General features: G+C 71.7%; 18 protein-coding genes and 1 pseudogene. 14 read left to right on the top strand and 5 right to left on the bottom strand.

Annotation, left to right across the window (positions count from 1 at the left end; all coding sequences use genetic code 11):
- The first annotated feature begins 74 nt into the window (after positions 1 to 74).
- Entirely contained in the window at positions 75 to 3,014 is a 2,940-nt protein-coding gene (gene uvrA, locus AC08OQ_RS01300; protein WP_462186163.1) for an excinuclease ABC subunit UvrA, read from the top strand.
- On the opposite strand, the gene AC08OQ_RS01295 is transcribed toward uvrA, so the two are convergent.
- Positions 2,957 to 3,370, bottom strand: coding sequence for an SsgA family sporulation/cell division regulator (locus AC08OQ_RS01295; protein WP_462186162.1), 414 nt, complete (start codon positions 3,368 to 3,370; stop codon positions 2,957 to 2,959). The genes uvrA and AC08OQ_RS01295 overlap by 58 nt on opposite strands.
- A gap of 250 nt (positions 3,371 to 3,620) precedes the next feature.
- Between AC08OQ_RS01295 and uvrC the strand changes: the two genes are divergently transcribed.
- The 13 genes and pseudogenes from uvrC to AC08OQ_RS01230 all read left to right on the top strand — a co-directional run bounded on the left by uvrC (position 3,621) and on the right by AC08OQ_RS01230 (position 17,592).
- On the top strand, positions 3,621 to 5,747 hold the full coding sequence (uvrC, locus tag AC08OQ_RS01290; protein WP_476599382.1) for an excinuclease ABC subunit UvrC: 2,127 nt from the start codon (positions 3,621 to 3,623) through the stop codon (positions 5,745 to 5,747).
- Positions 5,744 to 6,613 (top strand): RNase adapter RapZ, encoded by an 870-nt coding sequence (rapZ, locus tag AC08OQ_RS01285; protein WP_462186159.1) that lies wholly within the window; start codon positions 5,744 to 5,746, stop codon positions 6,611 to 6,613. Before uvrC ends, rapZ begins: the two co-directional genes overlap by 4 nt.
- 7 nt (positions 6,614 to 6,620) lie before the next feature.
- Positions 6,621 to 7,703 (top strand): gluconeogenesis factor YvcK family protein, encoded by a 1,083-nt coding sequence (locus tag AC08OQ_RS01280; RefSeq protein WP_462186158.1) that lies wholly within the window; start codon positions 6,621 to 6,623, stop codon positions 7,701 to 7,703.
- Positions 7,704 to 7,708: 5 nt separating this feature from the next.
- A complete protein-coding gene (whiA, locus tag AC08OQ_RS01275; RefSeq protein ID WP_476591645.1) occupies positions 7,709 to 8,695 on the top strand; it encodes a DNA-binding protein WhiA in 987 nt (328 codons plus the stop codon).
- Positions 8,696 to 9,148: 453 nt separating this feature from the next.
- Positions 9,149 to 10,156, top strand: coding sequence for a type I glyceraldehyde-3-phosphate dehydrogenase (gene gap / locus AC08OQ_RS01270; protein WP_476599384.1), 1,008 nt, complete (start codon positions 9,149 to 9,151; stop codon positions 10,154 to 10,156).
- A gap of 112 nt (positions 10,157 to 10,268) precedes the next feature.
- Positions 10,269 to 11,471 carry a phosphoglycerate kinase gene (locus AC08OQ_RS01265; protein WP_476599386.1) on the top strand — a complete coding sequence of 401 codons (1,203 nt, stop codon included), beginning with the start codon at positions 10,269 to 10,271 and terminating at the stop codon, positions 11,469 to 11,471.
- Positions 11,472 to 11,504: 33 nt separating this feature from the next.
- Complete coding sequence (tpiA, locus tag AC08OQ_RS01260) at positions 11,505 to 12,443, top strand: triose-phosphate isomerase (protein WP_476599388.1); 939 nt, start codon at positions 11,505 to 11,507, stop codon at positions 12,441 to 12,443.
- A complete protein-coding gene (locus AC08OQ_RS01255) occupies positions 12,361 to 12,696 on the top strand; it encodes an oligopeptide/dipeptide ABC transporter ATP-binding protein (RefSeq protein WP_476599390.1) in 336 nt (111 codons plus the stop codon). The genes tpiA and AC08OQ_RS01255 overlap by 83 nt, the downstream gene beginning before the upstream one ends.
- Entirely contained in the window at positions 12,697 to 12,927 is a 231-nt protein-coding gene (secG, locus tag AC08OQ_RS01250) for a preprotein translocase subunit SecG (RefSeq protein WP_462187980.1), read from the top strand.
- A 74-nt stretch (positions 12,928 to 13,001) separates the two neighbouring features.
- On the top strand, positions 13,002 to 14,771 hold the full coding sequence (locus AC08OQ_RS01245) for an ABC transporter substrate-binding protein (protein ID WP_476599395.1): 1,770 nt from the start codon (positions 13,002 to 13,004) through the stop codon (positions 14,769 to 14,771).
- Positions 14,772 to 15,028: 257 nt separating this feature from the next.
- Positions 15,029 to 15,364 carry an RNA polymerase-binding protein RbpA gene (locus AC08OQ_RS01240; protein ID WP_011436081.1) on the top strand — a complete coding sequence of 112 codons (336 nt, stop codon included), beginning with the start codon at positions 15,029 to 15,031 and terminating at the stop codon, positions 15,362 to 15,364.
- Positions 15,365 to 15,488: 124 nt separating this feature from the next.
- Positions 15,489 to 16,966: pseudogene (locus AC08OQ_RS01235) on the top strand (serine/threonine-protein kinase).
- 236 nt (positions 16,967 to 17,202) lie between these two features.
- Positions 17,203 to 17,592, top strand: a complete 390-nt coding sequence (locus tag AC08OQ_RS01230; RefSeq protein WP_462187982.1) for an SHOCT domain-containing protein — start codon at positions 17,203 to 17,205, stop codon at positions 17,590 to 17,592.
- Positions 17,593 to 17,690: 98 nt separating this feature from the next.
- Here AC08OQ_RS01230 and pgl read toward each other — a convergent pair whose 3' ends face one another.
- From pgl to tal, 4 genes are all read right to left on the bottom strand, one after another.
- On the bottom strand, positions 17,691 to 18,488 hold the full coding sequence (pgl, locus tag AC08OQ_RS01225; RefSeq protein WP_462187983.1) for a 6-phosphogluconolactonase: 798 nt from the start codon (positions 18,486 to 18,488) through the stop codon (positions 17,691 to 17,693).
- The gene (locus AC08OQ_RS01220; RefSeq protein WP_476599391.1) at positions 18,485 to 19,579 is read right to left on the bottom strand and encodes a glucose-6-phosphate dehydrogenase assembly protein OpcA; all 1,095 of its coding nucleotides are present in this window, start codon (positions 19,577 to 19,579) and stop codon (positions 18,485 to 18,487) included. Before AC08OQ_RS01220 ends, pgl begins: the two co-directional genes overlap by 4 nt.
- A 20-nt stretch (positions 19,580 to 19,599) precedes the next feature.
- The gene (gene zwf, locus AC08OQ_RS01215) at positions 19,600 to 21,132 is read right to left on the bottom strand and encodes a glucose-6-phosphate dehydrogenase (protein WP_462187985.1); all 1,533 of its coding nucleotides are present in this window, start codon (positions 21,130 to 21,132) and stop codon (positions 19,600 to 19,602) included.
- A gap of 130 nt (positions 21,133 to 21,262) precedes the next feature.
- Positions 21,263 to 22,402: a transaldolase gene (gene tal, locus AC08OQ_RS01210; protein ID WP_476599393.1), complete on the bottom strand. Its 1,140-nt coding sequence runs from the start codon at positions 22,400 to 22,402 to the stop codon at positions 21,263 to 21,265.
- Positions 22,403 to 23,036: the final 634 nt, after the last annotated feature.

The raw sequence follows: 23,036 nt of genomic DNA, 5'->3' as shown, positions 1-23,036 counted from the left end.
AGTGCCGGTCCTCATCCGTAGCATGGCCACACTCGCCCAGGTCCGGTCTTACTGAAGATCATGAGGGTTTGTCGATGGCCGATCGTCTTGTCGTGCGTGGCGCGCGTGAACACAATCTCCGTGACGTCGACCTCGACCTGCCCCGCGACGGGCTGATCGTCTTCACCGGTATGTCCGGGTCCGGCAAGTCCAGCCTCGCCTTCGACACAATCTTCGCCGAGGGGCAGCGGCGCTACGTGGAGTCGCTGTCAGCCTATGCTCGGCAGTTTCTCGGGCAGATGGACAAGCCCGACGTCGACTTCATCGAGGGGCTGTCCCCGGCCGTCTCCATCGATCAGAAGTCGACCTCGCGCAACCCGCGGTCCACCGTCGGCACGATCACCGAGGTCTACGACTACCTGCGGCTGCTCTTCGCCCGCGCCGGCCGCCCGCACTGCCCGAAGTGCGGGCGGCTGATCTCCCGGCAGACCCCGCAGCAGATCGTCGACCGGCTGCTGGAGCTGCCCGAGGGCACCCGCTTCCAGGTGCTGGCCCCGGTGGTGCGTGGCCGCAAGGGCGAGTATGTCGACCTGTTCGCCGAGCTGCAGAGCTCCGGGTTCGCGCGGGCCCGCGTCGACGGCACGGTGGTGCCGCTCACCGATCCGCCGAAGCTGGAGAAGCAGCGCAAGCATACGATCGAGGTCGTCGTCGACCGGCTCGCGATCAAGCCGTCGGCGAAGCGGCGGCTCACCGACTCGGTGGAGACGGCCCTGAAGCTGGGCGGCGGGCTCGTCCTGGTCGACTTCGTCGACCGCGACGCCGACGACCCCGAGCGCGAGCGGATGTACTCCGAGCATCTGGCCTGCCTCTACGACGACCTCTCCTTTGAGGAGCTGGAGCCGCGGTCGTTCTCGTTCAACTCGCCATACGGTGCCTGCCCCGAGTGCACCGGGATCGGGACCCGCAAGGAGGTCGACCCGGAGCTCGTCGTGCCCGACCCCACCCTGTCGCTGGCGCAGGGCGCGGTGGCCCCCTGGTCGGGCGGCCACAACAAGGAGTACTTCGAACGGTTGCTCACGGCCCTTGCCGAGGACCTCAGCTTCAAGATGGACACCCCGTGGGAGGGGCTGCCCGAGCGGGCCCGCAAGGCCGTGCTGTACGGCAGCGGCGACACCGAGATCCACGTCGGCTACACCAACCGCTACGGCCGCAAGCGTTCCTACTACACCTCCTTCGAGGGCGTGATCGGCTTCCTGGGCCGCCGGCACCGCGAGGCCGAGTCGGACAGCAGCCGGGAGCGGTACGAGGGCTACATGCGCGATGTCCCCTGCCCGGGCTGCCGCGGCGCGCGGCTGAAGTCGGAGTCACTTGCGGTGACGCTGGGCGGTCGGTCGATCGCCGAGGTTTCGGGTATGGCGATCGGTGAGTGCGCCGTGTTCCTGCGCGGGCTCGACCTCACCGAACGGGAGCGGGCCATCGCCGGCCGGGTGCTCAAGGAGGTCGACGCGCGGCTGACGTTCCTGCTGGACGTGGGGCTGGACTACCTCTCCCTCGACCGGGCCGCCGGCACCCTGGCGGGCGGCGAGGCACAGCGCATCCGGCTGGCCACCCAGATCGGTTCCGGGCTCGTCGGGGTGCTGTACGTGCTCGACGAGCCGTCGATCGGCCTGCACCAGCGGGACAACCGCCGGCTCATCCAGACCCTGCTGCGGCTGCGCGACCTGGGCAACACGCTCATCGTCGTCGAGCACGACGAGGACACGATCCGCGCCTCCGACTGGGTGGTCGACATCGGCCCCGGCGCCGGCGAGCACGGCGGTCGGGTCGTCGTCTCCGGGCCGGTCGAGAAGCTGCTCGCCAGCGAGGAGTCGATGACCGGCGCCTACCTGTCCGGGCGGCGCCGGATCCCGGTGCCCGACATCCGCCGGGTGCCGACCAAGGGCCGGGCACTGACCGTGCACGGGGCCCGGGAGCACAACCTGCGTGACGTCACCGTGTCGTTCCCGCTGGGCTGTTTCGTGGCGGTCACCGGGGTGTCGGGCTCGGGGAAGTCCACCCTCGTCAACGACATCCTCGCCGCCGTCCTGGCGAACAAGCTCAACGGCGCCCGGGAGGTGCCGGGCCGGCACCGCACCGTCAGCGGGCTCGACCATCTCGACAAGGCGGTCCGGGTCGACCAGTCCCCGATCGGACGCACGCCGCGGTCCAACCCCGCCACCTACACCGGCGTGTTCGACCACATCCGCCGGCTGTTCGCCGAGACGACTGAGGCGAAGGTCCGCGGCTATCTGCCGGGCCGGTTCTCGTTCAACGTCAAGGGCGGGCGGTGCGAGGCGTGTTCCGGTGACGGCACCCTCAAGATCGAGATGAACTTCCTGCCGGACGTGTACGTGCCGTGCGAGGTCTGCCACGGCGACCGGTACAATCGGGAGACGCTGGAGGTGCACTACAAGGGCAGGAACATCGCCGAGGTGCTCGACATGCCGATCGAGGAGGCGGCGGAGTTCTTCGCCGCGGTGCCGGCCATCGCCCGGCACCTGCGGACGCTGAACGACGTTGGCCTGGGGTACGTCCGGCTCGGCCAGTCGGCGCCGACCCTGTCCGGCGGCGAGGCGCAGCGGGTCAAGCTCGCCTCGGAGCTGCAGCGGCGCTCTACCGGCCGGACGGTCTACGTGCTCGACGAGCCGACGACCGGTCTGCACTTCGAGGACATCCGCAAGCTGCTCGGCGTGCTCGGCCGGCTGGTCGACGCCGGGAACACGGTCATCGTGATCGAGCACAACCTCGATGTCATCAAGACGGCGGACTGGATCATTGACCTGGGGCCGGAGGGGGGCACGGGAGGCGGCCGGGTCGTCGCGCAAGGGCCGCCCGAGGCCGTGGCGGCGGTCGAGGAGAGCCACACCGCGGTCTTCCTCCGGGAGATCCTCGGTGACCGGGTCGCCGAGGTGGGACCGGTCCCGCCTTCTCAGGCTTCTCAGGTCTGCAGCAGGTCCGCGAGGACGGCGTCCAGCTCCTGTTCGGTGTGCTCCTGACCGGTCGGGACAAGTCGCTCGGTGCGGTCCAGGAAGCTGCGCAGCGACGACGCCGCGACCACCACCACGGACCGGCGGTCGCCGTGCACCAGGTCGAGCCGCACGCCGCGCCGATCAGCGTCGGGACCGATCCGGACGTCCCCGTCGCCCACCGCCGTCTCCAGGCCGGCGCGCAGGGTGTCGCGTGGTGCGACCCAGCTGCCCTGCGGCAGCGCGGGATGTTCCGGCCTGGACACCAGCGTCATGGACACAGCCAACGGGTCGCGGGCGCCCCAGCAGATCTGGAACACGGTGATCCGCCCACGGCTGGACGCGTCGTCCACGACGAACTCCGCCGTGACGTCCTTACCAAGCACGCGCTGGCTCCCTCGGTTCGCTTGCCCGATGTGTCGAGGGTCGCAGCCCTCCGCCCCGGACGCCAGCGGGGGCTCCCGAAACAGCGGAAGGTGTGTAATCGGTCACGACACTGCCGGGTGGCCGTCGCCGCTCGTCACCCTACCGCCACCATCGGAGGGAACCCGCTGCCAAGCCCGCACGCTATGCGTGATGAAATGGTTACGTGCAGGTGCTGCTTGCTCGGGATGAAGGTCGCCGTAGGCTCGCTTCATGGCTGATCCGGCGTCCTACCGGCCCGCCCCGGGCTCGATCCCCGAGACACCCGGTGTCTATCGTTTCCGTGACGAGCACGGTCGCGTGCTCTATGTCGGCAAGGCCAAGAACCTGCGGGCCCGGCTGGCCAACTACTTCGCCGAGTTGCACACCCTCCATCCGCGCACGCAGCACATGGTCTCCTCGGCGAGCTCGGTCGACTGGACCGTTGTCTCGACCGAGGTCGAGGCCCTCCAGCTCGAGTACACGTGGATCAAGGAGTTCGACCCGCGCTTCAACGTCCGCTACCGCGACGACAAGAGCTACCCGAGTCTCGCCGTGACCCTCCACGAGGAGTTCCCGCGCCTGCAGGTCATGCGGGGACCCAAGCGCAAGGGTGTCCGGTACTTCGGCCCGTATGCGCATGCCTGGGCCATCCGGGAGACCCTCGATCTGCTCCTGCGGGTCTTCCCCGCCCGCACGTGCTCGGGCGGGGTCTTCAAACGGGCCGCGCAGGTCGGACGGCCGTGCCTGCTCGGGTACATCGACCGGTGCTCGGCACCCTGCGTGGGACGGGTCGACGCGGCCACCCACCGGGAGATCGTCGAGGACTTCTGCGACTTCATGTCCGGGCAGGCGGGCCGTTACCTGCGTCGGCTCGAACGGGAGATGCAGCAGGCGGCGCAGGCCCAGGAGTACGAACGCGCCGCGCGGCTGCGCGACGACATCGGCGCCCTGCGCCGTGCGGTCGAGAAGCAGGCCGTGGTCCTGCCCGACGGCACCGACGCCGACGTCATCGCCTTCGCCGAGGACGAGCTGGAGGCCGCCGTCGCGGTGTTCTACGTGCGTGGCGGGCGGGTACGCGGCCAGCGGGGCTGGGTCGTCGACAAGCTCGACGAGGTCACGACCGCGGACCTCGTCGAGCAGTTCCTCACCCAGGAGTACCTCGACGGCACGGGAGCGGCCTCGACCGGGACCGCTGGTTCGACGGTGCCCACGACCACCGCGGGATCCCAGGGGGAGGGCATCCCCCGCGAGATCCTGGTTCCCGCCCTGCCGCCCGGCGTCGAGGCGGTCACCGAACTGCTCGGCGCGGCCCGGGGCAGCCGCGTCGAGGTCCGCGTGCCCCGCCGCGGGGACAAGCGCACCCTGCTCGAGACGGTGGAGCGCAACGCCAAGCAGGCGTTCGCGCTGCACCGGACGAAGCGGGCCAGTGACCTCACCGCCCGCAGCCGTGCCCTCGCCGAGCTTCAGGAGGCCTTGGAGCTGCCCGACGCGCCGCTGCGCATCGAGTGCTTCGACGTCTCGAACACCCAGGGCACGAACGTCGCGGCGAGCATGGTCGTGTTCGAGGACGGCCTGCCGCGCAAGTCCGAGTACCGCAGGTTCGCGATCCGCGGCATCGCCGGCCGGGAGGGTGCCGGCCGGGACGGGGCTGCCGGGGACGGGGCTGCCGGGGACGACGTGGCGAGCATGTACGAGACCATCCACCGGAGGTTCTCGCGCTACCTCGCCGAGCGGTCCCGCGTCGGCGAGCTTGCCGACATCGCCGACATCGCCGACGCGCCGGATGCCGCGCAGCCGATCGATCCGGGGACCGGGCGGCCGCGCCGGTTCGCCTACCCGCCGAACCTCGTCGTGGTGGACGGCGGGGCGCCCCAGGTGGCCGCGGCGGCCCGGGCGCTCGACGAGCTCGGCATCGACGCCGGCCCCGGCGGGGTGGCGCTGTGCGGGCTGGCGAAGCGGCTGGAGGAGGTCTGGCTGCCGGGCACCGCGGACCCGGTCATCCTCCCGCGGACGTCCGAGGCGCTCTACCTGCTGCAACGGGTACGCGACGAGGCACACCGCTTCGCCATCGCCTACCACCGGCAGAAGCGGTCCACGGCCATGGTGGCCTCCGCCCTCGACGAGGTCCCCGGCCTGGGTGACACCCGGCGCAAGGCCCTGCTGCGCTACTTCGGTTCGGTGGCGAAGGTACGGGCGGCGAGCGCCGAGCAGATCGCGCAGGTGTCCGGCATCGGCCCGCGGACGGCGGCGGCGATCGTCACCGCGCTGGCCCGGTCGGCGCCGGGCCGCGCCGACGCGCCCGCCCCCGTCGTCGACCCGCACACCGGAGAGATCCTCGACGCGGAGACCGTCTCATGACCACCCCGACCCTGGATTTGGCGATCATCACCGGGCTGTCCGGCGCCGGGCGCAGCACCGCGGCGAAGTGCCTGGAGGACCTGGGCTGGTTCGTCGTCGACAACCTTCCCCCGGAGCTGCTGTCCACCATGGCTGAGCTGGGCCGTCGTTCTGGTGGGACGGTCAGCCGCATCGCCGTCGTGGTGGACGTGCGGGGCCGGCCGTTCTTCTCTGACCTGCGCGCCGCGATCGCGGCGCTCGACGCGCGGGGCATGCATCCCCGGATGCTGTTCCTCGAGGCCAGCGACGATGCGCTGATCCGCCGGTTCGAGCACGTCCGCCGCCCGCATCCGCTGCAGCGCGACGAGCGGGTGGTCGACGGCATCAGCCGGGAACGGATTCTGCTCGCCGAGCTGCGCGGCGAGGCTGACCTGGTCCTCGACACCACCGACCTGAACGTCCATGAGCTGCGGTCGAAGATCGACGCCGCGTTCGGGCAGCCGAACGCCAACCGGCTCAACGCCACGGTGGTGTCGTTCGGGTACAAGTACGGACTTCCGCTGGATGCGGATCTCGTCGCCGACTGCCGGTTCCTGCCCAACCCGCACTGGGTGGAGGCGCTGCGCCCGTTCACCGGCCGCGATCCGCAGGTGCGCGACTATGTGCTGGCCCAGCCGGGAGCGCAGGACTTCCTCGACCAGTACGCGGCGCTGCTCCGCCTGGTCGGCGAGGGCTACGCCCGCGAGGGCAAGCGGTATCTCACGCTGGCCGTCGGGTGCACCGGCGGCAAGCACCGTAGCGTCGCGATCGCCGAGCAGCTCGGCACCCGGCTCGCCGCGGGCGGCGTGGGGGTCCGGGTGGTGCACCGTGACCTGGGACGGGAGTGAACCATCCGTGAACCTCAGTGGCGTAGCCGCGCGCTCCGACGGTCCGGACCGGGCACCGGCGGTCGTCGCCTTCGGCGGCGGCCACGGGCTCGCCGCCTCGCTCGCCGCGCTCCGGCAGATCACCTCGGCGCTTACCGCCGTGGTGACCGTCGGTGACGATGGTGGATCCTCCGGGCGGCTGCGCGCGGAGCTCGGTGCGCTGCCCATGGGCGATCTACGAATGGCCCTGGCCGCGCTGGCCGGACCGGACGGATGGTCGACCACCTGGGCGGGCGTGTTCCAGCACCGGTTCGGCGGCGACGGGCCGCTCGCCGGGCACGCGGTCGGCAACCTCGTGCTCACCGCGCTCGCCGAGCGCACCGGATCACCGGTGGCCGCGCTCGACCTGGCCGCCGCCCTCCTCGGTCTGCGGGGGCGGGTGCTGCCGCTGTCGACCAGGGGCATCGACATCGTCGCCGACGTCGTGGGGCTGGATCCGGGGGCGCCCACCGCCGAGGTCGAGGTGCGCGGGCAGGCCGCGGTGGCCACGACCGGTGGACGGGTCGTGGGTGTCCGGCTGTCGCCGGCGGCACCGCCGGCCTGTCCGGAGGCGGTGGCCGCGGCGGGCGCGGCCGACTGGATCATCCTTGGGCCGGGATCGCACTACACGAGCATGCTGCCGCATCTGTTGGTTCCTGGGATGAACCGGGCGATTGCGATGTCCCGGGCGAACCGGGTGATGGTGTTGAACCTGGCCGCCCAGCCGGGGGAGACCGAGGGATACACCCCCCAGGCCCATCTCCACTCCCTCGGCCGGCACGTTCCCGGCCTGCGGCTGGACGTGGTGATCGCCGATCCGACCGCGGTGCCCGACCCCGACCTGCTCGCCCGGGCGGCGGCGGACGTCGGCGCCCGGCTCCATCTGGCGCCGGTGCGGATCCCTGGCGCGCCCGTGCACGACCCGGTCCGGCTCGCCGCGGCCTTCCGCGCGGTGTTCGCGGGACTCCCGGAGGCGACCCGCCCGGCGCCCGCGTCCCGGCGGCCGGTCACGCAGTACTCATCGTCCGGCGGACCGGTCCGCCGGACCCCATCCGGTGAAGCCAAGGAGTGATCGGTGTGGCGGCGATGACGGCCACCGTCAAGGACGAACTGAGCCGGCTGCGGGTCGCGAAGCCCTGTTGCCGGCGGGCCGAGATGGCAGCCCTGCTGCGCTTCGGTGGGGGGCTGCACATCGTCGGTGGTCGCATCGTGGTCGAGGCGGAACTCGATACCGGCGCGACCGCCCGCCGGTTGCGTCGCGAGATCGCCGAGGTCTTCGGCTTCCCCTCGACGGTGGCCGTGCTGGCCGCCGGTGGGCTGCGCCGCTCGGTGCGCTACATCGTGCGCGTCGAGCGGGACGGCGAGCAGCTCGCGCGGTCCACCGGCCTGCTCGACCAGCGTGGCCGCCCGGTGCGCGGGCTGCCGCCGCAGGTGGTCACGGGCTCCGCCTGTGACGCCGCGGCGGCCTGGCGGGGCGCGTTCCTCGCCCACGGTTCACTGACCGAGCCGGGTCGGTCCTGCTCGCTGGAGGTGACCTCGCCCGGTCCGGAGGCCGCGCTGGCCCTGGTCGGCGCGGCGCGCCGGCTGGGGGTCCAGGCCAAGAGCCGGGACGTGCGCGGCGTCGACCGTGTCGTCATCCGCGACGGCGACGCGATCGGCGCGCTGCTGACCAGGATCGGTGCGCATGACAGCCTGCTCGCCTGGGAGGAACGGCGGATGCGCCGGGAGGTCCGGGCGACGGCCAACCGGCTGGCGAACTTCGACGACGCCAACCTGCGCCGCTCCGCCCGGGCCGCGGTGGCCGCCGGCGCCCGGGTGCAGGCCGCGATGCGCATCCTCGGCGACGACGCCCCGGAGCACCTGCTGGCGGCCGGCCGGTTGCGCCTCGATCACGCGCAGGCCTCCCTGGAGGAACTGGGCGCGCTCGCGGACCCGCCGCTGACCAAGGATGCGGTCGCCGGCCGGATCCGCCGGCTGTTGGCGCTCGCCGACAAGAGGGCCAACGCGCTCGGTATCCCCAATACCGAGGCGAGCGTCTCCCCGGATCTCCTTGAGAACGCTTGAGCAACAGCGGCCCAGATCGTACCCAGACAGTTCATACCTGTAATGTGGAAAACTGGCCCAGTAGCACCATCGGGATCGGATGGCTCTTCGGGGCTCTTCGGGGTGGGGCCTGCCCGTGGGGCGCCCGCCTGGCCGGTTCGGCCGGCGTCAGCGCGGGCCCACGGAATCTGCCCGGCCCCCGGCCCTGCGGAGGCGCACCGGCGGTGCGGCAGCGCAGCGATGTGATGGGATGTAGTTTCCGGGTGGGGCGTGCCCGCATCGTGTGAGGAGACCAGCATCGCACGGTTCGGATTCCCGCCGATGATGTGCAAACTCGTTAGGCTCCTGCCTTGACAGCGCCACATGAACGACAGTGCCACATGAACGAGAACGTCACAACCGAACGACGACGTCGTGACGGAACGACGGCGTGACTATCGAAACGACGAGACAAGACGGTAGGGAGTCCTGGACGTGGCTACGCGGGTGGGTGTCAACGGCTTCGGGCGAATCGGTCGTAACTTCTGGCGGGCGCTCGCGGCGAGCAACCGGAACGATCTCGAGATCGTCGCGGTCAACGACCTGACCGACAACAAGACTCTTGCGCATCTGCTCAAGTACGACACCACGCTGGGTACGCTGCCTGCTGCGGTCGGTGTCGTCGACGAGGGTATCCGCGTCGGTGACACCGTGATCAAGGTGCTGGCCGAGCGCGACCCGGCGGCGCTGCCCTGGGCCGATCTGGGTGTGGACGTTGTCATCGAGTCCACCGGCCGCTTCACCAAGGCGGCGGACGCGGGCAAGCATCTGCAGGCCGGCGCCAAGAAGGTCATCATCTCGGCGCCGGCCAAGGACGAGGACATCACCGTGGTGATAGGCGTGAACGACGATGCCTACGACCCGGCCAGGCACCACATCCTGTCCAACGCTTCCTGCACGACGAACTGCGTCGCGCCGATGGCGAAGGTGCTCGACGAGGCCTTCGGCATCAGCCAGGGGCTGATGACCACCATCCACGCCTACACCAACGACCAGGTCATCCTGGACTTCCCGCACTCGGACCTGCGGCGGGCGCGGGCGGCGGCGCAGAACATCATCCCGACCACCACGGGTGCGGCGAAGGCCACCGCGCTGGTCCTGCCCCACCTCAAGGGCAAGCTCGACGGGCTGGCGATGCGGGTGCCGGTCCTCGACGGCTCGGTCACCGACCTGGTGGCCACCCTGGACAAGAAGGCCAGCAAGGAAGAGGTCAACGCGGCGTTCAAGGCGGCGGCGGAGGGCCCGCTGAAGGGCTACCTTGTCTACACCGAGGACCCGATCGTCTCCTCCGACATCGTCAACACCCTGGCGTCCTGCACGTTCGACTCGCTGCTGACGATGTCCGCCGGCAATCAGGTGAAGATCGTCGGCTGGTACGACAATGAGTGGGGCTACTCCAACCGGCTGGTCGACCTGACCGCGCTGGTCGCCGCGCGCCTCTAGGCCCGCGCGCCGCTCTAGGCCCGCACGCCGCCGGCTGGCGAAACCCGTCGGGCGGCGCCGGTCCTCCCCGGCCCTTCCTCGACAATTTCTCTCCCCGATGGAGTAACGAAGCGTGAGGACGATCGACGACCTGCAGGTCGCCGGGCACCGGGTGCTGGTCCGCAGCGACCTGAACGTGCCGTTGGACCGTTCCGGTGACACCCCGCGCATCACCGACGACGGCCGGGTCCGCGCCAGCGTCCCGACCATCGCCGCACTGCTGGACCGGGGCGCCCGGGTGGTCGTGAGCTCGCACCTGGGCCGGCCGAAGGGCGAACCGGACCCGAAGTACTCCCTGGAGCCGGTGGCGGGTCGGCTCGCCGAGCTGCTGGGCCGGCCGGTGGCGTTCGCCGGCGACGGCAGCGGTGACATCGCCGGTGCGCATGCCCGCGAGGTGGTCGCCGGGCTCGGGGACGGCGAGGTGGCGCTGCTGGAGAACCTGCGCTTCGCCGCCGGGGAGACCAGCAAGGACGCGGCGATCCGCGCGGCCTTCGCCGACGAGTTGTCGGCGCTCGCCGAGTTCTACGTCGGGGACGCCTTCGGCGCGGTCCACCGGGCCCACGCCAGCGTCGCCGACGTCCCGAAGCGGCTGCCGCACGCCGCGGGCCGGCTCGTGCTCACCGAGCTGGAGGTGCTCCGCCGGCTCAGCAGCGACCCGGCGCGTCCCTACAGTGTCGTGCTCGGCGGGTCCAAGGTGTCCGACAAGCTCGGCGTGATCCGCGCGCTGCTGCCCAAGGTCGACACGTTGCTCGTCGGCGGAGGGATGTGCTTCACCTTCCTGGCGGCGCTCGGTCACGGGGTCGGCGGGTCGCTGCTGGAGACCGAGATGATCGAGACGTGCAAGGAGCTGCTCGCCGAGGGCGGGGAGCGGATCGTGCTGCCGACCGACGTCGTCGTCGCGGACAGGTTCGCCGCCGACGCGGACACCGCCGCCGTCGCGGCTGGCGCCATCCCCGCCGGCTGGCTCGGGCTCGACATCGGCCCGGCGTCGACGGAGCTGTTCGCCGCGCGGCTGGCCGGAGCGGCTACGGTCTTCTGGAACGGGCCGATGGGTGTGTTCGAGCTCGCGCCGTTCGCCGCGGGCACCCGGGGGGTGGCCGAGGCGGTCGCCGCCGGCAAGGGGTTCTCCGTCGTGGGTGGCGGAGACTCCGCCGCGGCGGTCCGCACGCTCGGCATCCCGGAGGATGCCTTCAGCCACATCTCGACCGGCGGCGGCGCGAGCCTGGAATACCTGGAGGGCAAGACGCTGCCCGGGCTCGCGGCCCTCGATGTCTGACTTCCGCGGGACGCCCGGCGCCGGGGCCGGCTGATGGCACTGCTGGGCCGGGGAAGATCTGAGCGAGGTTCCGAGCGAGGTTCCGACAGGGGATCCGGGAAGAACAGGGGATCCGGGAAGGACGAGGACGGCGTGGGCAAGGACAGATCGGCGAAGGGCGCTGCCGGCTCGAAGGGCGCCGTCGGTGTCAAGGGCACCGGCCGACGGGCGCTGGTGGCCGGCAACTGGAAGATGAACCTCAATCACCTCGAGGCGATCGCGCTGGTGCAGAAGATCGCCTTCGATCTCAAGCCCGCCGAGCTGGAGACCGTCGAGGTCGTCGTTCTCCCACCGTTCACCGATCTGCGCAGCGTGCAGACCCTGGTGGACGGAGACAAGCTCGCCATCGCCTACGGGGGGCAGGACCTCTCCCCGTACGCGTCGGGTGCGCACACCGGTGATATCAGCGGGGCGATGCTGGCCAAGCTCGGCTGCGACTACGTCGTCGTCGGGCACTCCGAGCGCCGGGCCGGCCACCACGAGGACGACGCGCTGGTGGCGGCCAAGGCGAAGGCGGCCTTCTCCGTGGGGCTCACCCCCATCCTGTGCGTGGGGGAGCCCGAGGAGATCCGGGCCGCCGGCACCCATGTTGAGCACGTGCTGCGTCAGCTCGAGCAGTCGCTGGCTGGCATCACCGCCGAGCAGGCCGCGACGATCGTCATCGCCTACGAGCCGGTGTGGGCGATCGGCACCGGCCGCACCGCCTCCGCGCAGGACGCCCAGGACATGTGCGCGGCGGTCCGCGGCCAGCTGGCCAGGCAGTACGGCGATGAGATTGCCGCTGGGACCCGTGTCCTCTACGGCGGCTCGGTGAAGGCGGCGAACGCCGGCGAGCTGTTCACCATGCCGGATGTGGACGGCGGGCTGGTCGGCGGGGCGAGCCTGGTCGCCGAGGAGTTCGTCGGCATCGTGCGCAGCGGGCCGCCGGCCTGACGGCGGACGCGTCTGTGTACTCGCCCTGCCGCCGGCCGTCCCGGTGCCGGACCAGGCGAAGCACCGTCGGTGGGAGCGGATACTGTTGCGTGGCGACGTGCCCGGCCCGCCCGATCCCCTCGAGGCGTGCCGGTTCCACCCACGTTGCTGGAAGGCCGAGGAGGTGTGTAGGACAGTGGAACCGCCCTTGTCGGAGGTTCGGCCTGGGCACCGGGTGGCCTGCCACTTCCCCGAGGAGCGGGAGCTGGTCTAGATGACGATCGGTCTGTCGATCGCCCTGATTGTCGCGAGTATTCTGATGATCATGCTTGTGCTGTTGCACCGGGCCAAGGGAGGCGGGCTGTCCACCCTGTTCGGCGGCGGCGTGTCCTCGTCGCTGGGTGGGTCCTCGGTCGTGGAGAAGAACCTCGACCGGTTGACCATCGTGGTTGGGATCATCTGGTTCACCTGCATCGTCGGTCTCGGTCTGCTGCTGAAGAATTGAACGCCCAGTTCGGCCCGCGTCCTGGTCCCGGCCGCGGGAGTGGTCGCGGCCGTGGAGGCCGGCTGCCCCGCCCCCTGTCCGTGCTCGCCACGGTTCTGCTCGCCACGGTCCTGACCGCCACGGTGACCGCCTGCAGCGGCGGCGGCTCGGGGGGCGGATCGCGTGAGCTCGCCGCCAGTCCCACCCCGGCGGCGACCGCCACGCCCCCTCCGCCCGACAAGCCGGGCGGCACGCTGCGGATCGTCACCCAGTGGATGCCCAGCGGCGATCCCGGCTGGGCCGACCAGCCCGGCGAGCGGGCGGTCAGCCGGCTCGTGACCCGCCAGCTGTTCAGCTATCCCTCCGACGAGGACACGACGAAGTCGACCATCCCGCGGCCGGACCTCGCCGTCGGCGCGCCGGTCGTCACCGAGAACGGGCTGGTCTACACGGTGCGGCTGCGTCCCGCGGCGCGCTGGGACACCCCCAACCAGCGCCGGATCACTGCCAACGACGTCGCCCGCGGCATCAAGCGACTGTGCACGCCCCCGAACCCGTCACCGCTGCGCGGCTACTTCACGGCGACCATCGTCGGATTCCGGGAGTTCTGTGCCCAGCTGGCGGCGATCCCGGTTGCCGACGCCGCGGCCTTCGTCGAGAGCAGCACCGTGGAGGGCATCGAGATCGTCGGCGACGACACGCTCGCGTTCCATCTACTGGCCCCGATGAACGACTTCGTGGACGTGCTGGCGCTACCGGCGGCCTCCCCGGTGCCGCTGGAGGCCCTGGCCTACCCGCCGGACTCGCCGGAGTACCTGCACAACCTGGTGTCGGCCGGGCCGTACCGGTTCACGGTCGCTCCCGGCGAGGGGTACCGGCTGTCGCGCAGCCCATCCTGGAGCGCATCCTCGGACGGGATCCGCCGCGCCCTGCCCGACCATATAACGATCTTCGACGGCCTGAGTCCGGAGGCCATGCAGCAGGAGCTGGAGAGCGGCGACGCGGACATGTCGCTCGATGGGAAGATCCCCGACAGCCGGGCCGTGGAGCTCGCCAGGGCGAATGACCCCCGTCTCGTGGTCGACGGGGTCGGGGTCACCCTGGCGGTTACCGTCGGATTCAACGGGCCCTCCGCGGCCGCGCTGCGTGAGCTGCCGGTCCGCCGGGCGCTGCCCTACTGCATTGACCGGGTGAGCCTCGCGGCGGCGCTCGGCGGCCCCGAGTTCGCCGCTGCCGCCACCGGGTTGCTGCAGGAGACGATGACCGGCTATACCGACGCGGATCCCTTCCCGCGTCCGGCGGGACTCGGCGACGCGGCCCGTTGCCGGGAGGCGCTGAGCCACACCCCCGGCGGGCCCGTCACGGCGCTGTCCCTGCTCACCACGGACAGCGCCACCGACGTGGCGGCCGCTGAGGCATTGCGGACCGCCTTCGCCCGTTCCGGCATCCGCCTCGACATCCGGATCCGGACCGGCGAGCGCTACCGTGCGGCCGCCGTCCACCCCACCGGGCAGTTCTGGGACCTGGCGCTCACCACCATCGCCCCGGACTGGTACGGCGACGCGGGCCGCACCGTCTTCCAGCCATTGCTGGACGAGACGTGGGCCGGCCCCAGGCCGGCCGACGGCGGCTACCGGGATCCGGGCGCCCTGCATCTGCTCGCCACGGCGCTGCGGGCCACCAGCGAGGCGACCGCCGCGAGCGACTGGGCTGACCTGGAGCACACGGTGGTCGAGCAGGTCGCGGTAATCCCGCTGGCCGTCGTGCACACCCCGCAGTTCCATAGCACGAACGTCACCGCGTTCACGATCGTGCCGTCGGTCGGCACCGCCGATCCGACCGCGGTCTCGCTGGGGTCCGGATGACACCCGACCTGAACACGCTCCTCCCGCCGAGGGTAACGCCAGGGGTAACCAGGCGGGGGTGGTCGGTGCATCCATGTGTGGCTCTCGCGGCCTACACTCCCCCCAGGACGTACCCGGAGGAACACCCGGGGAAAAGTGCCGGGAACGTCAGGTTTACGAAACCGGGTACGAGGTTCCGCGGCGCTCGAGGCCGCGGAATCGGCAGGCACGGTTTCCGTGCTACCACCCATGGGACGAGACGAAGGAGCACGCGGGCCGTGGCAGGTGGCAACGCCATCCGGGGGAGCCGGGTCGGGGCAGGACCGATGGGAGAGGCGGAACGGGGCGAGACCGCGCCCCGGCAACGTATCTCCTTCTGGTGCGCCAACGCGCACGAGACGAGACCGTCGTTCGCCGCGGACGCGGCGATTCCCGACACGTGGGATTGTCCGAGCTGTGGTTTTCCGGCGGGACGGGATCGGGACAACACCCCCGCCCCGCCGCGCACCGAGCCGTACAAGACCCATCTCGCCTACGTGCGGGAACGACGGAACGAGAAGGACGGCGAGGCGATCCTCGCCGAGGCGCTCGCCAAGCTTCGGGGCGCCTCCTAGCCCGGGAACGGGCTGCCGCCGTTGCGCCGCCGCCGAGGATGCTCCTGTGACTGTGGATGATGTCGGCATCGGCCGGATCGTCGCCGGGCGGTACCGGCTCGTCGAACGGATTGGCTCCGGTGGGATGGGCACCGTGTGGCGGGCCCACGACGATGTGCTCCGGGTCGAGCTGGCGATCAAGGAGATCCGGGTCTCCGCCGACCTCGACGACGACGAGCGTGCCGCCGGAGTGGAGACGGCGATGCGCGAGGCCCGCAACGCCGCCCGGCTGCGGGGGAACCCGCACGTGGTCACCGTCCATGACGCCGTGGAACACGACGGCCTGCCGTGGATCGTGATGGAGCTGGTCCGGGCCGGCACACTCGCCACGACGGTCAACCGGGACGGTCCCTGCCGCCTGAGCGTGCCATCCAGGTCGGGCTCGCGGTCCTCGACGCCTTGGTCGCGGGCCAGCAGATGGGCGTGCTGCACCGGGACGTCAAACCATCGAACATCCTGCTGGCCGACGACGGCCGGGTGCTGCTGACCGACTTCGGCATCGCCACCCACGCCGCCGACCCGACCCTCACCGGCGGCGTCGGCAGCGGCGGGACGCCCGCCTACATGGCGCCCGAGCGCCTCCTCGGCGGCCCCGCGACCCTGGCCGGCGACCTGTTCGCCCTCGGCGCCACCCTCTACTTTGCCGTCGAGGGGGTCTCACCGTTCCAGCGCGACACGCTGCTCACCACTATCGGCGCCGTGCTGCACGCCGATCCGCAACCCTTCCTCCGGGGCGGCAGGCTGTCGGCAGCGATCGCCGGGCTGCTGGCCAAGAACCCGGCGAGCCGGCTGCGCGCGGAGGGAGCGCAGGCGTTGCTGACCTGGGCCGCGTCCCACCCGGCCGATTCCGCCCCGGTATCCTCGCCGTCCCCGGTATCCCCGCCGTCCCCGGCGCCGGACGCGGTGATCCGGCGCCGGACCGGGTCGCGACCCGGTCCGTTCCCGCCGGCGTGGCCAGGGACGGCGCGGCCCACCGGTGCGGTCGGATGGGCCCGGCCGTGGCGGGCACCCCGGCTGATGGCCGGGGCGATGATCGTCCTGGTGCTGCTCGCCGCCGTGGCCGCCGGGGCGTACCAGCTGTTCGGCGCGGACGGCAGCGGCGACGACGGCGACCGGCGTCGCGCCTCGCCGCCGACGGTCGCCACGCGGGATCCGGCGGGGGTCGGGTCGCAACCGGGTGCCGAGGCTGGCGAGGCGCTGCCCCCGGGCATGATCGGCAGCTGGAGCGGATCGGTGACGCAGGCGTTCGTGCACTTCAACGCCGAGCTGGTGCTGCGGGGCGGCCGGATCGGCGAGGTGATCGGCACGAGTGCCTACCCGGAGAGTGGGTGCGCCGGCGAGCTCGTGCTGCGGGCGGTGTCCGGCGCCTCGGTCCGGCTCGAGGAACGTCTCACCCGGGTCGGGGCATTGTGCTTCGCCGCCACCTGGCTGGACCTCGTGCTCCATGGCGACGGCACGCTCGACTGCTCGTATCCGGCGACCGAGATCAGCTCGGCGGGGCAGGCGACCATGCGCCGCTCAGCGCCCGCCGTGTCCCCATCGTCCCCCGCGCCCCCAGGCTGACCGGGGCCGCCGGCTGGCCGGACCGCCGGGTGAGCGGGCTGCCGGGTGAGCGGGTGAGTGCGCTGGGCGGTCCACCCCCGGCGGGTGAGGCGGCGCGACGGCGGGACGGCCCGGCGCGGGTATGAACGGACCGGGTCAGAAACCGGGTCCGGGCCGGAACCGGGGCCCCAGGACGCCGGGACGACCGTGGCCCGCCCAGGCCACCGCCCGACCACGGCGTGGACAGGAGGTACTCCGTGGATCCCGATTTTCCGCTGCTCAGCGTCTTCCTCTATATGCTGTGGTTTTTTGCTTTCATCCTGTGGCTGTGGCTGCTGCTTGTCGTGATCATGGACGTGTTCCGCAGCCAGGATCTGTCCGGATGGGCGAAGGCCGCCTGGACGGTCGCGATCGTGGTGCTGCCCTGGCTTGGCGTGATCGCCTACCTGATCGTGCGGGGTGGCAGCATGCACGAGCGCAGCCGCGCCGCGGCGCAGCGCGACGAACAGGCCTGGCGCGCCTACCTCCAGGAGGCCGCCAGGACGACGAGCGATGCCGACGAACTTGGCAAGCTCGCGCACCTGCGAGACCGGGGGATTATCAGCGAGGCCGAGTTCGAGCGGGGCAAGACCAAGATCTTGACCTGACAAGATCCTGACCTGATCCGCCGGTGCCGTCCCGTGGGCCCGGCACGCGTACCGGGCCCACGGGACAAGTCTACGGGACAGGTCGTCCGCGGACCGCGTCACTGCCAGCCGGGCAGCCGGGAGGCGGCGGCCCGGTCGGCGAGCCACAGGCTGCGGTCGCGGCCGACCGCTCCCGTCGCCGGGATCGTGATCGGTCCCGCTCCGGAGAACGACGCCGCGACCGCATCGGCCTTCTCCTCCCCGGCGACGATCACCCAGACCTCGTGGGCGGACTGGATGGCCGGCAGGGTCAGTGTGACGCGTTCCGGCGGTGGCTTGGGGCAGTCATGCACGGCCACCACCGGCTCGGTCGCGACGACCGCGGGGGAGCCCGGGAACAGCGAGGCGACATGGCCCTCCGGGCCGAGCCCGAGGAGCACCACGTCGAAGCTCGGCACCGCCGATCCGGTGACGGCACGGGTGGCCAGCAGCGCGGCGTACTCCACCGCGGCGGACTCCGGGTCGGCATAGCCGGAGGCCGCGGCTCGTCCCTCGACGTCACCGCCCGCGGTCGGGGCCGCCAGATGGCCCATCGGGAAGATCCGTTTGGGATCCACCGGGATGTGATCGAGCAGCGCCTCCCGCGTCTGCCGCTCGTTGCGGTCGGGCGAGCCGGCCGCGACGAACCGCTCGTCGCCCCACCAGATGTCGACCTTGCTCCAGTCCACCGCGTCGAGAGCCGGGTTCGATCGCACCGCCCGCAGCAGGGCGATGCCGATGCCACCGCCGGTCAGGACGAGTGAGGCCTCCCCGCGGGCCGTCTGGGCGTCCACCAGCCGGGTGATCAGACGGGCCGCGGCGGCCCTGGCCAGTACCCCGGCGTCACGATGGAGGACGAGCTCCGGCTCGGCCGTCATGCGCCACCCACCGCCCGTTCGTTGTTCGAGGCACTCGTCGGGGCGGTGCCCGGGGCCGCGGTGCCCGGGGCCGCGGCGCTCGACGTCACGGTGCTGGCGGCCAAGGCGTCCGTGGCGCCCACGGTCTGGTCCATCGGGTCCCGCCAGATGTGCTCTCGGTGCGGCGAGCGCCTGGTCAGGTTCGGCAGGCCGCTCCAGGTACCCAGGGCCTCGGCGTAGACGGCGTCGTCGTCGAGCCGGCGCAGCTCCTCGGCGAGCAGGTCCCCGACGCCCCGGTCGGACAGGGGCAGTACCCGGTCCGGGTACCCGGTGCGGGAGATCATCGCCGACTGGGAGTCGGTGCGGGAGACGGCCAGCCGGTCCCCGTCGAGGGCGACGGCGACCGCCGTGATACCGGGCCGGCCACCCGTTTCGTCGACCGTCACCGGGACGGCGAGCCTGTTCTGGAGCCAGCCGGCGAACAGCTGGGCGCTCGGATCGGCCCGGCCGGCGGTGATGACGGCTGAGTCCGGCCGCTCGCTGACCACCGCGTCGAAGGCGGCAGCGAGCAGGGTGCGCCAGGGCGACAGCCTGGTCCAGGACAGGTCCGTGTCGCCGGGGGCGAAGTCCGCGGCCCGCTGGAACAGCGCCGACAGCGGGTCCGGGCTGGCAGTGACGTCGGTGACCCGCCGGTCGGCGAATACGCCGAGCGGGTCGTAGGCGATCCGGGTCGGCGGCTCGTCGTGCCACCAGGTGACCACCGGGGCGTCCGGTGCGAGCAGGGGAAGCACGACCGATTCCGCGTGCAGCGCCAACCGGCCGGACATCCGCATCACGACCGCCTCGCCCGGGCCGAGCCGACCGCCGATCGAGACCTCGGCGTCGAGCCGGGGATGCGGCACGTCGACCTGCCGGCGGACGACGATCAGTAGCCGGCACGGATGGGCGGAGGCCGCCAGCGTCGCCGCGCCCTCGGCGGCGCTGACGTGCTTTTCGTCAACGACGACGACGAGGGTCAGCGCCAAGCCGAAGGCCAGGGCTCCGGCCGCCCGTCGTTCGGCGGAGAGGGCCTTGACCACCTCAGAACCGGTGGTGTCCCACAATGTGGTCACGAGGGGCTCCTAATCCATGGTCATGGCCGCCGCCACCGGCGACCGTCGTGGGCGAGCATCTCGTCGGCGGCCGCCGGGCCCCAGGTGCCGGCCCGGTAGCGGTGCGGGGTGGTGCCCGCCCAGTGCCGCTCCAGCGGATCGACGATCCGCCAGGACTCCTCGACCTCCGCGTTGTTCGGGAACAGCGTCGCGTCGCCGAGCAGCACGTCGAGGATCAGCCGTTCGTAGGCCTCCGGCAGCGCCTCGGTGAACGCCTCACCGAACAGGAAGTCCATCGCGACGTCCCGGACCTCCATCGCCGAGCCGGGGACCTTGGAGCCGAACTTGAGCGTGACCCCCTCGTCGGGCTGCACCCGAATGACCAGTTGGTTGTTGCCGAGCTCGGTGGTGGCGGTCTCGTCGAACGGCAGGTGCGGCGCCTTCTTGAAGAAGATGGCGATCTCGGTGACCCGCCGTGGCAGCCGCTTGCCAGTCCGCAGGTAGAACGGCACCCCGGCCCACCGGCGCGTCTCGATGCCGAAGCGCACCGCCGAGAAGGTCTCCGTCCGCGACTGCGCGGGGATGTCCTGTTCGTCGAGGTAGCCCGGGACCCGCTCCCCGGCGAGCCAGCCCTGCTCGTACTGCCCCCGTACCGCGTAGCGGGTGAGGTCCGTAGGCAACGATACCGCGCGGAGCACCTTCAGCTTCTCGGTGCGGATGGTCTCCGCGCCGAAGCTGACCGGCTCCTCCATCGCGGTCAGGGCGAGCAGCTGCAACAGGTGGTTCTGGAGCACGTCCCGGGCGGCGCCCGTCTCGTCGTAGAAGCCGGCCCGGGTGCCGATCCCGACGTCCTCGGCCATGGTGATCTGCACCGAGTCGACGAACTGGGAGTTCCAGATCGGTTCGAACAGCGTGTTGGCGAAGCGCAGCGCGAAGAGGTTCTGGACCGTCTCCTTGCCCAGGTAGTGGTCGATGCGGAACACCCCGGACGGGGTGAAGACGTCGTCGACGAGCGCGTTGAGCTGCCGGGCCGACTCCAGGTCGTGACCGAACGGTTTCTCGACGACGACCCGGCGCCAGCCGCCCGAACCAGCGGCCGAGGAGAGCCCGGTGCGCTGCATCTGCTTGAGCACGACCGGGAAGGCCAACGGCGGGATCGACAGGTAGAACGCCGCGTTGCCACGGATACCGTGGGAGTGCTCCAGGCTCTCCAGCGCCCGGGCGAGCCGGTCGAACGCGGCGTCGTCGTCGAAGGACCCCGGCAGGAACCGCACGGAGCCCGCCAGCCGGTCCCAGACCTCTGCACGGAAGGGGGTGCGGGCGCCCTTCTCGGCGGCCTGCCGGGCGAACTCGGCGAAGTCCTCGTCGGGCCAGTCCCGGCGGGCGAACCCGAGCAGGACGAAACCCGGCGGCAGCAGGCCGCGGTGGGCCAGGTCGTAGACGGCGGGGATCAGCTTCTTGCGGGCCAGGTCGCCGGTAGCGCCGAACACCACCAGGGCGCTCGCGTCCGGCAGGCGCGGCAGTCTGCGGTCACGTGGGTCCCGCAGCGGGTTGGTACTCACCGTGGGCGCCACCCGTTCCCCCTTCGTTCTGCTTGTGGTCTCTCCGAGGTTGTTTCACCGGGGACCGTCGGGTGTCCATGAACGACGCTGAGACGATCATCACGGCCGTGGCGACCGCCACGGCCACGGCCGGCGCCAGGCCTTACGCGGACGAACCGGGTGAGCCCAGGTGCGCCGCGATGGTGTCCAGCAGCTGGGTCCACGAGTCCTCGAACTTCTGTACGCCCTGGCTCTCCAGGGTCTCGATCACGTCGTCGAGATCGATTCCGACGGCCGTGAGCTGGGCGAACACCTCGTGGGCCTCCTCGTAGCGGGGGCGGATCGTCTCGCCCGTCACCGACCCGTGGTCGGCGAACGCCTCCAGGGTTGCCTCCGGCATCGTGTTGACGGTTCCGGGCGCGATCAGCTCGGTGACGTAGATCGTGTCCGGCAGGGATGGGTCCTTGGTGGACGTCGACGCCCACAATGGGCGTTGGGGCTTCGCGCCCGCCGCGGCCAGGGCCGCCCAGCGGGGAGTGGCGAACGCCTTCTCGTACCGCTCGAAGGCCAGCCGGGCGTTGGCGACGGCGGCCCGGCCGCGCAGCGCCTTCGCCTCCGGAGTGCCAATCTTCTCCAGCCGCTGGTCGACCTCGGTGTCCACCCGGCTGACGAAGAACGACGCGACCGAGGCCAGGTCGGTGATGGCGCGCCCCGCGGCCAGGGCCTTCTCCAGACCGGTCATGAACGCGTCGATCACGGCGTCGTACCGGTCGAGTCCGAAGATCAGCGTCACGTTCACGCTGATGCCCTGGGCGAGCGTCTCGGTGATCGCCGAGAGGCCGGCCCGGGTGGCGGGAATCTTGATGAACAGGTTCGGCCGGTCGACCAGCCACCACAGGGCACGCGCCTCGGCGAGCGTGCGCTCGGCCTCGTGGGCGAGCCGGGGATCGACCTCCAGGGACACCCGGCCGTCGACGCCGCCGCTGGCGTCGTAGACGCCGCGCAGCACGTCGCAGGCGTCGCGCACGTCGGCGGCCGTGATGGCCCGGACGGCCTCGCCGACGTCCACACCGCGGATCGCCAGGTCGTGCAGCTGCTCGTCGTACAGGTCGCTCGAACTGATCGCCTTCTGGAAGCTCGAACTGATCGCCTTCTGGAAGATGGTCGGGTTGCTCGTCACGCCGACGACGCTGCGGTTCTCGACCAGGTGGGCGAGGTTGCCGGTGCGTAGGCGGTCCCGGCTGATGTCGTCCAGCCAGACCGCCACTCCGGCGGCTGAGAGCTCGGACAGGGGATTGCTCATCGGGCTGACTTCCTCTCCGCGGGCGGTGGCGTCCTCACCATGTCTCCAAGCTGTCCTCCGATGGGCGCACCCCCTTCAGGGCACTACCCTCTGGGGCCGGCTCCATCCCAGGCTGTTTCCAGTCTGATCCCAGTCTGCGGATCCCCGTGACAGTCGGGTGGCGGTTGGGAGAACAACGCGCACGACGAGTGGAATCCCGGTCCCTGTGGTTCATGCCCGATGCCCGCCGTCCATGCGTCATACCCACCGTCGCTGTCCGATGCCCCACGCCAGTACATGTCGGTCGCCGCCGCCCGGGGGGCCGCGTGGCGCGGTTGTGAGATGAGGACGCAGGGCGGCGGCGGGGGTCCGGGCGCGGTCGACGCGCGTACGCAGCGCCGCGGCGGCTAGACTCCGACACGTCGTAGAACACCGCCCGCTCCGACTTTCGGGGCACCGTCCCGCGTGGGTCGCCCGTCGATCCCGCCGATCGCGAGGTCGCTCTGTCTACCGAGGCCGTCCTTCGTCGCCGGCATGTCCCCGCCCGCGGACCGGGGCGGGCGGGCGCCTCCAAGCCAACGACCGCACCGGCGCCGGCGCTCGAGCCGCCCGGTGTTCCCGCACCGGCGCCGGGGGTTGGCGGCCCGCCCGCCCC

It is taken from the genome of Frankia sp. CcCS3 (genome assembly GCF_977927575.1).
This window is presented reverse-complemented; position numbering and strand designations above follow the sequence as displayed.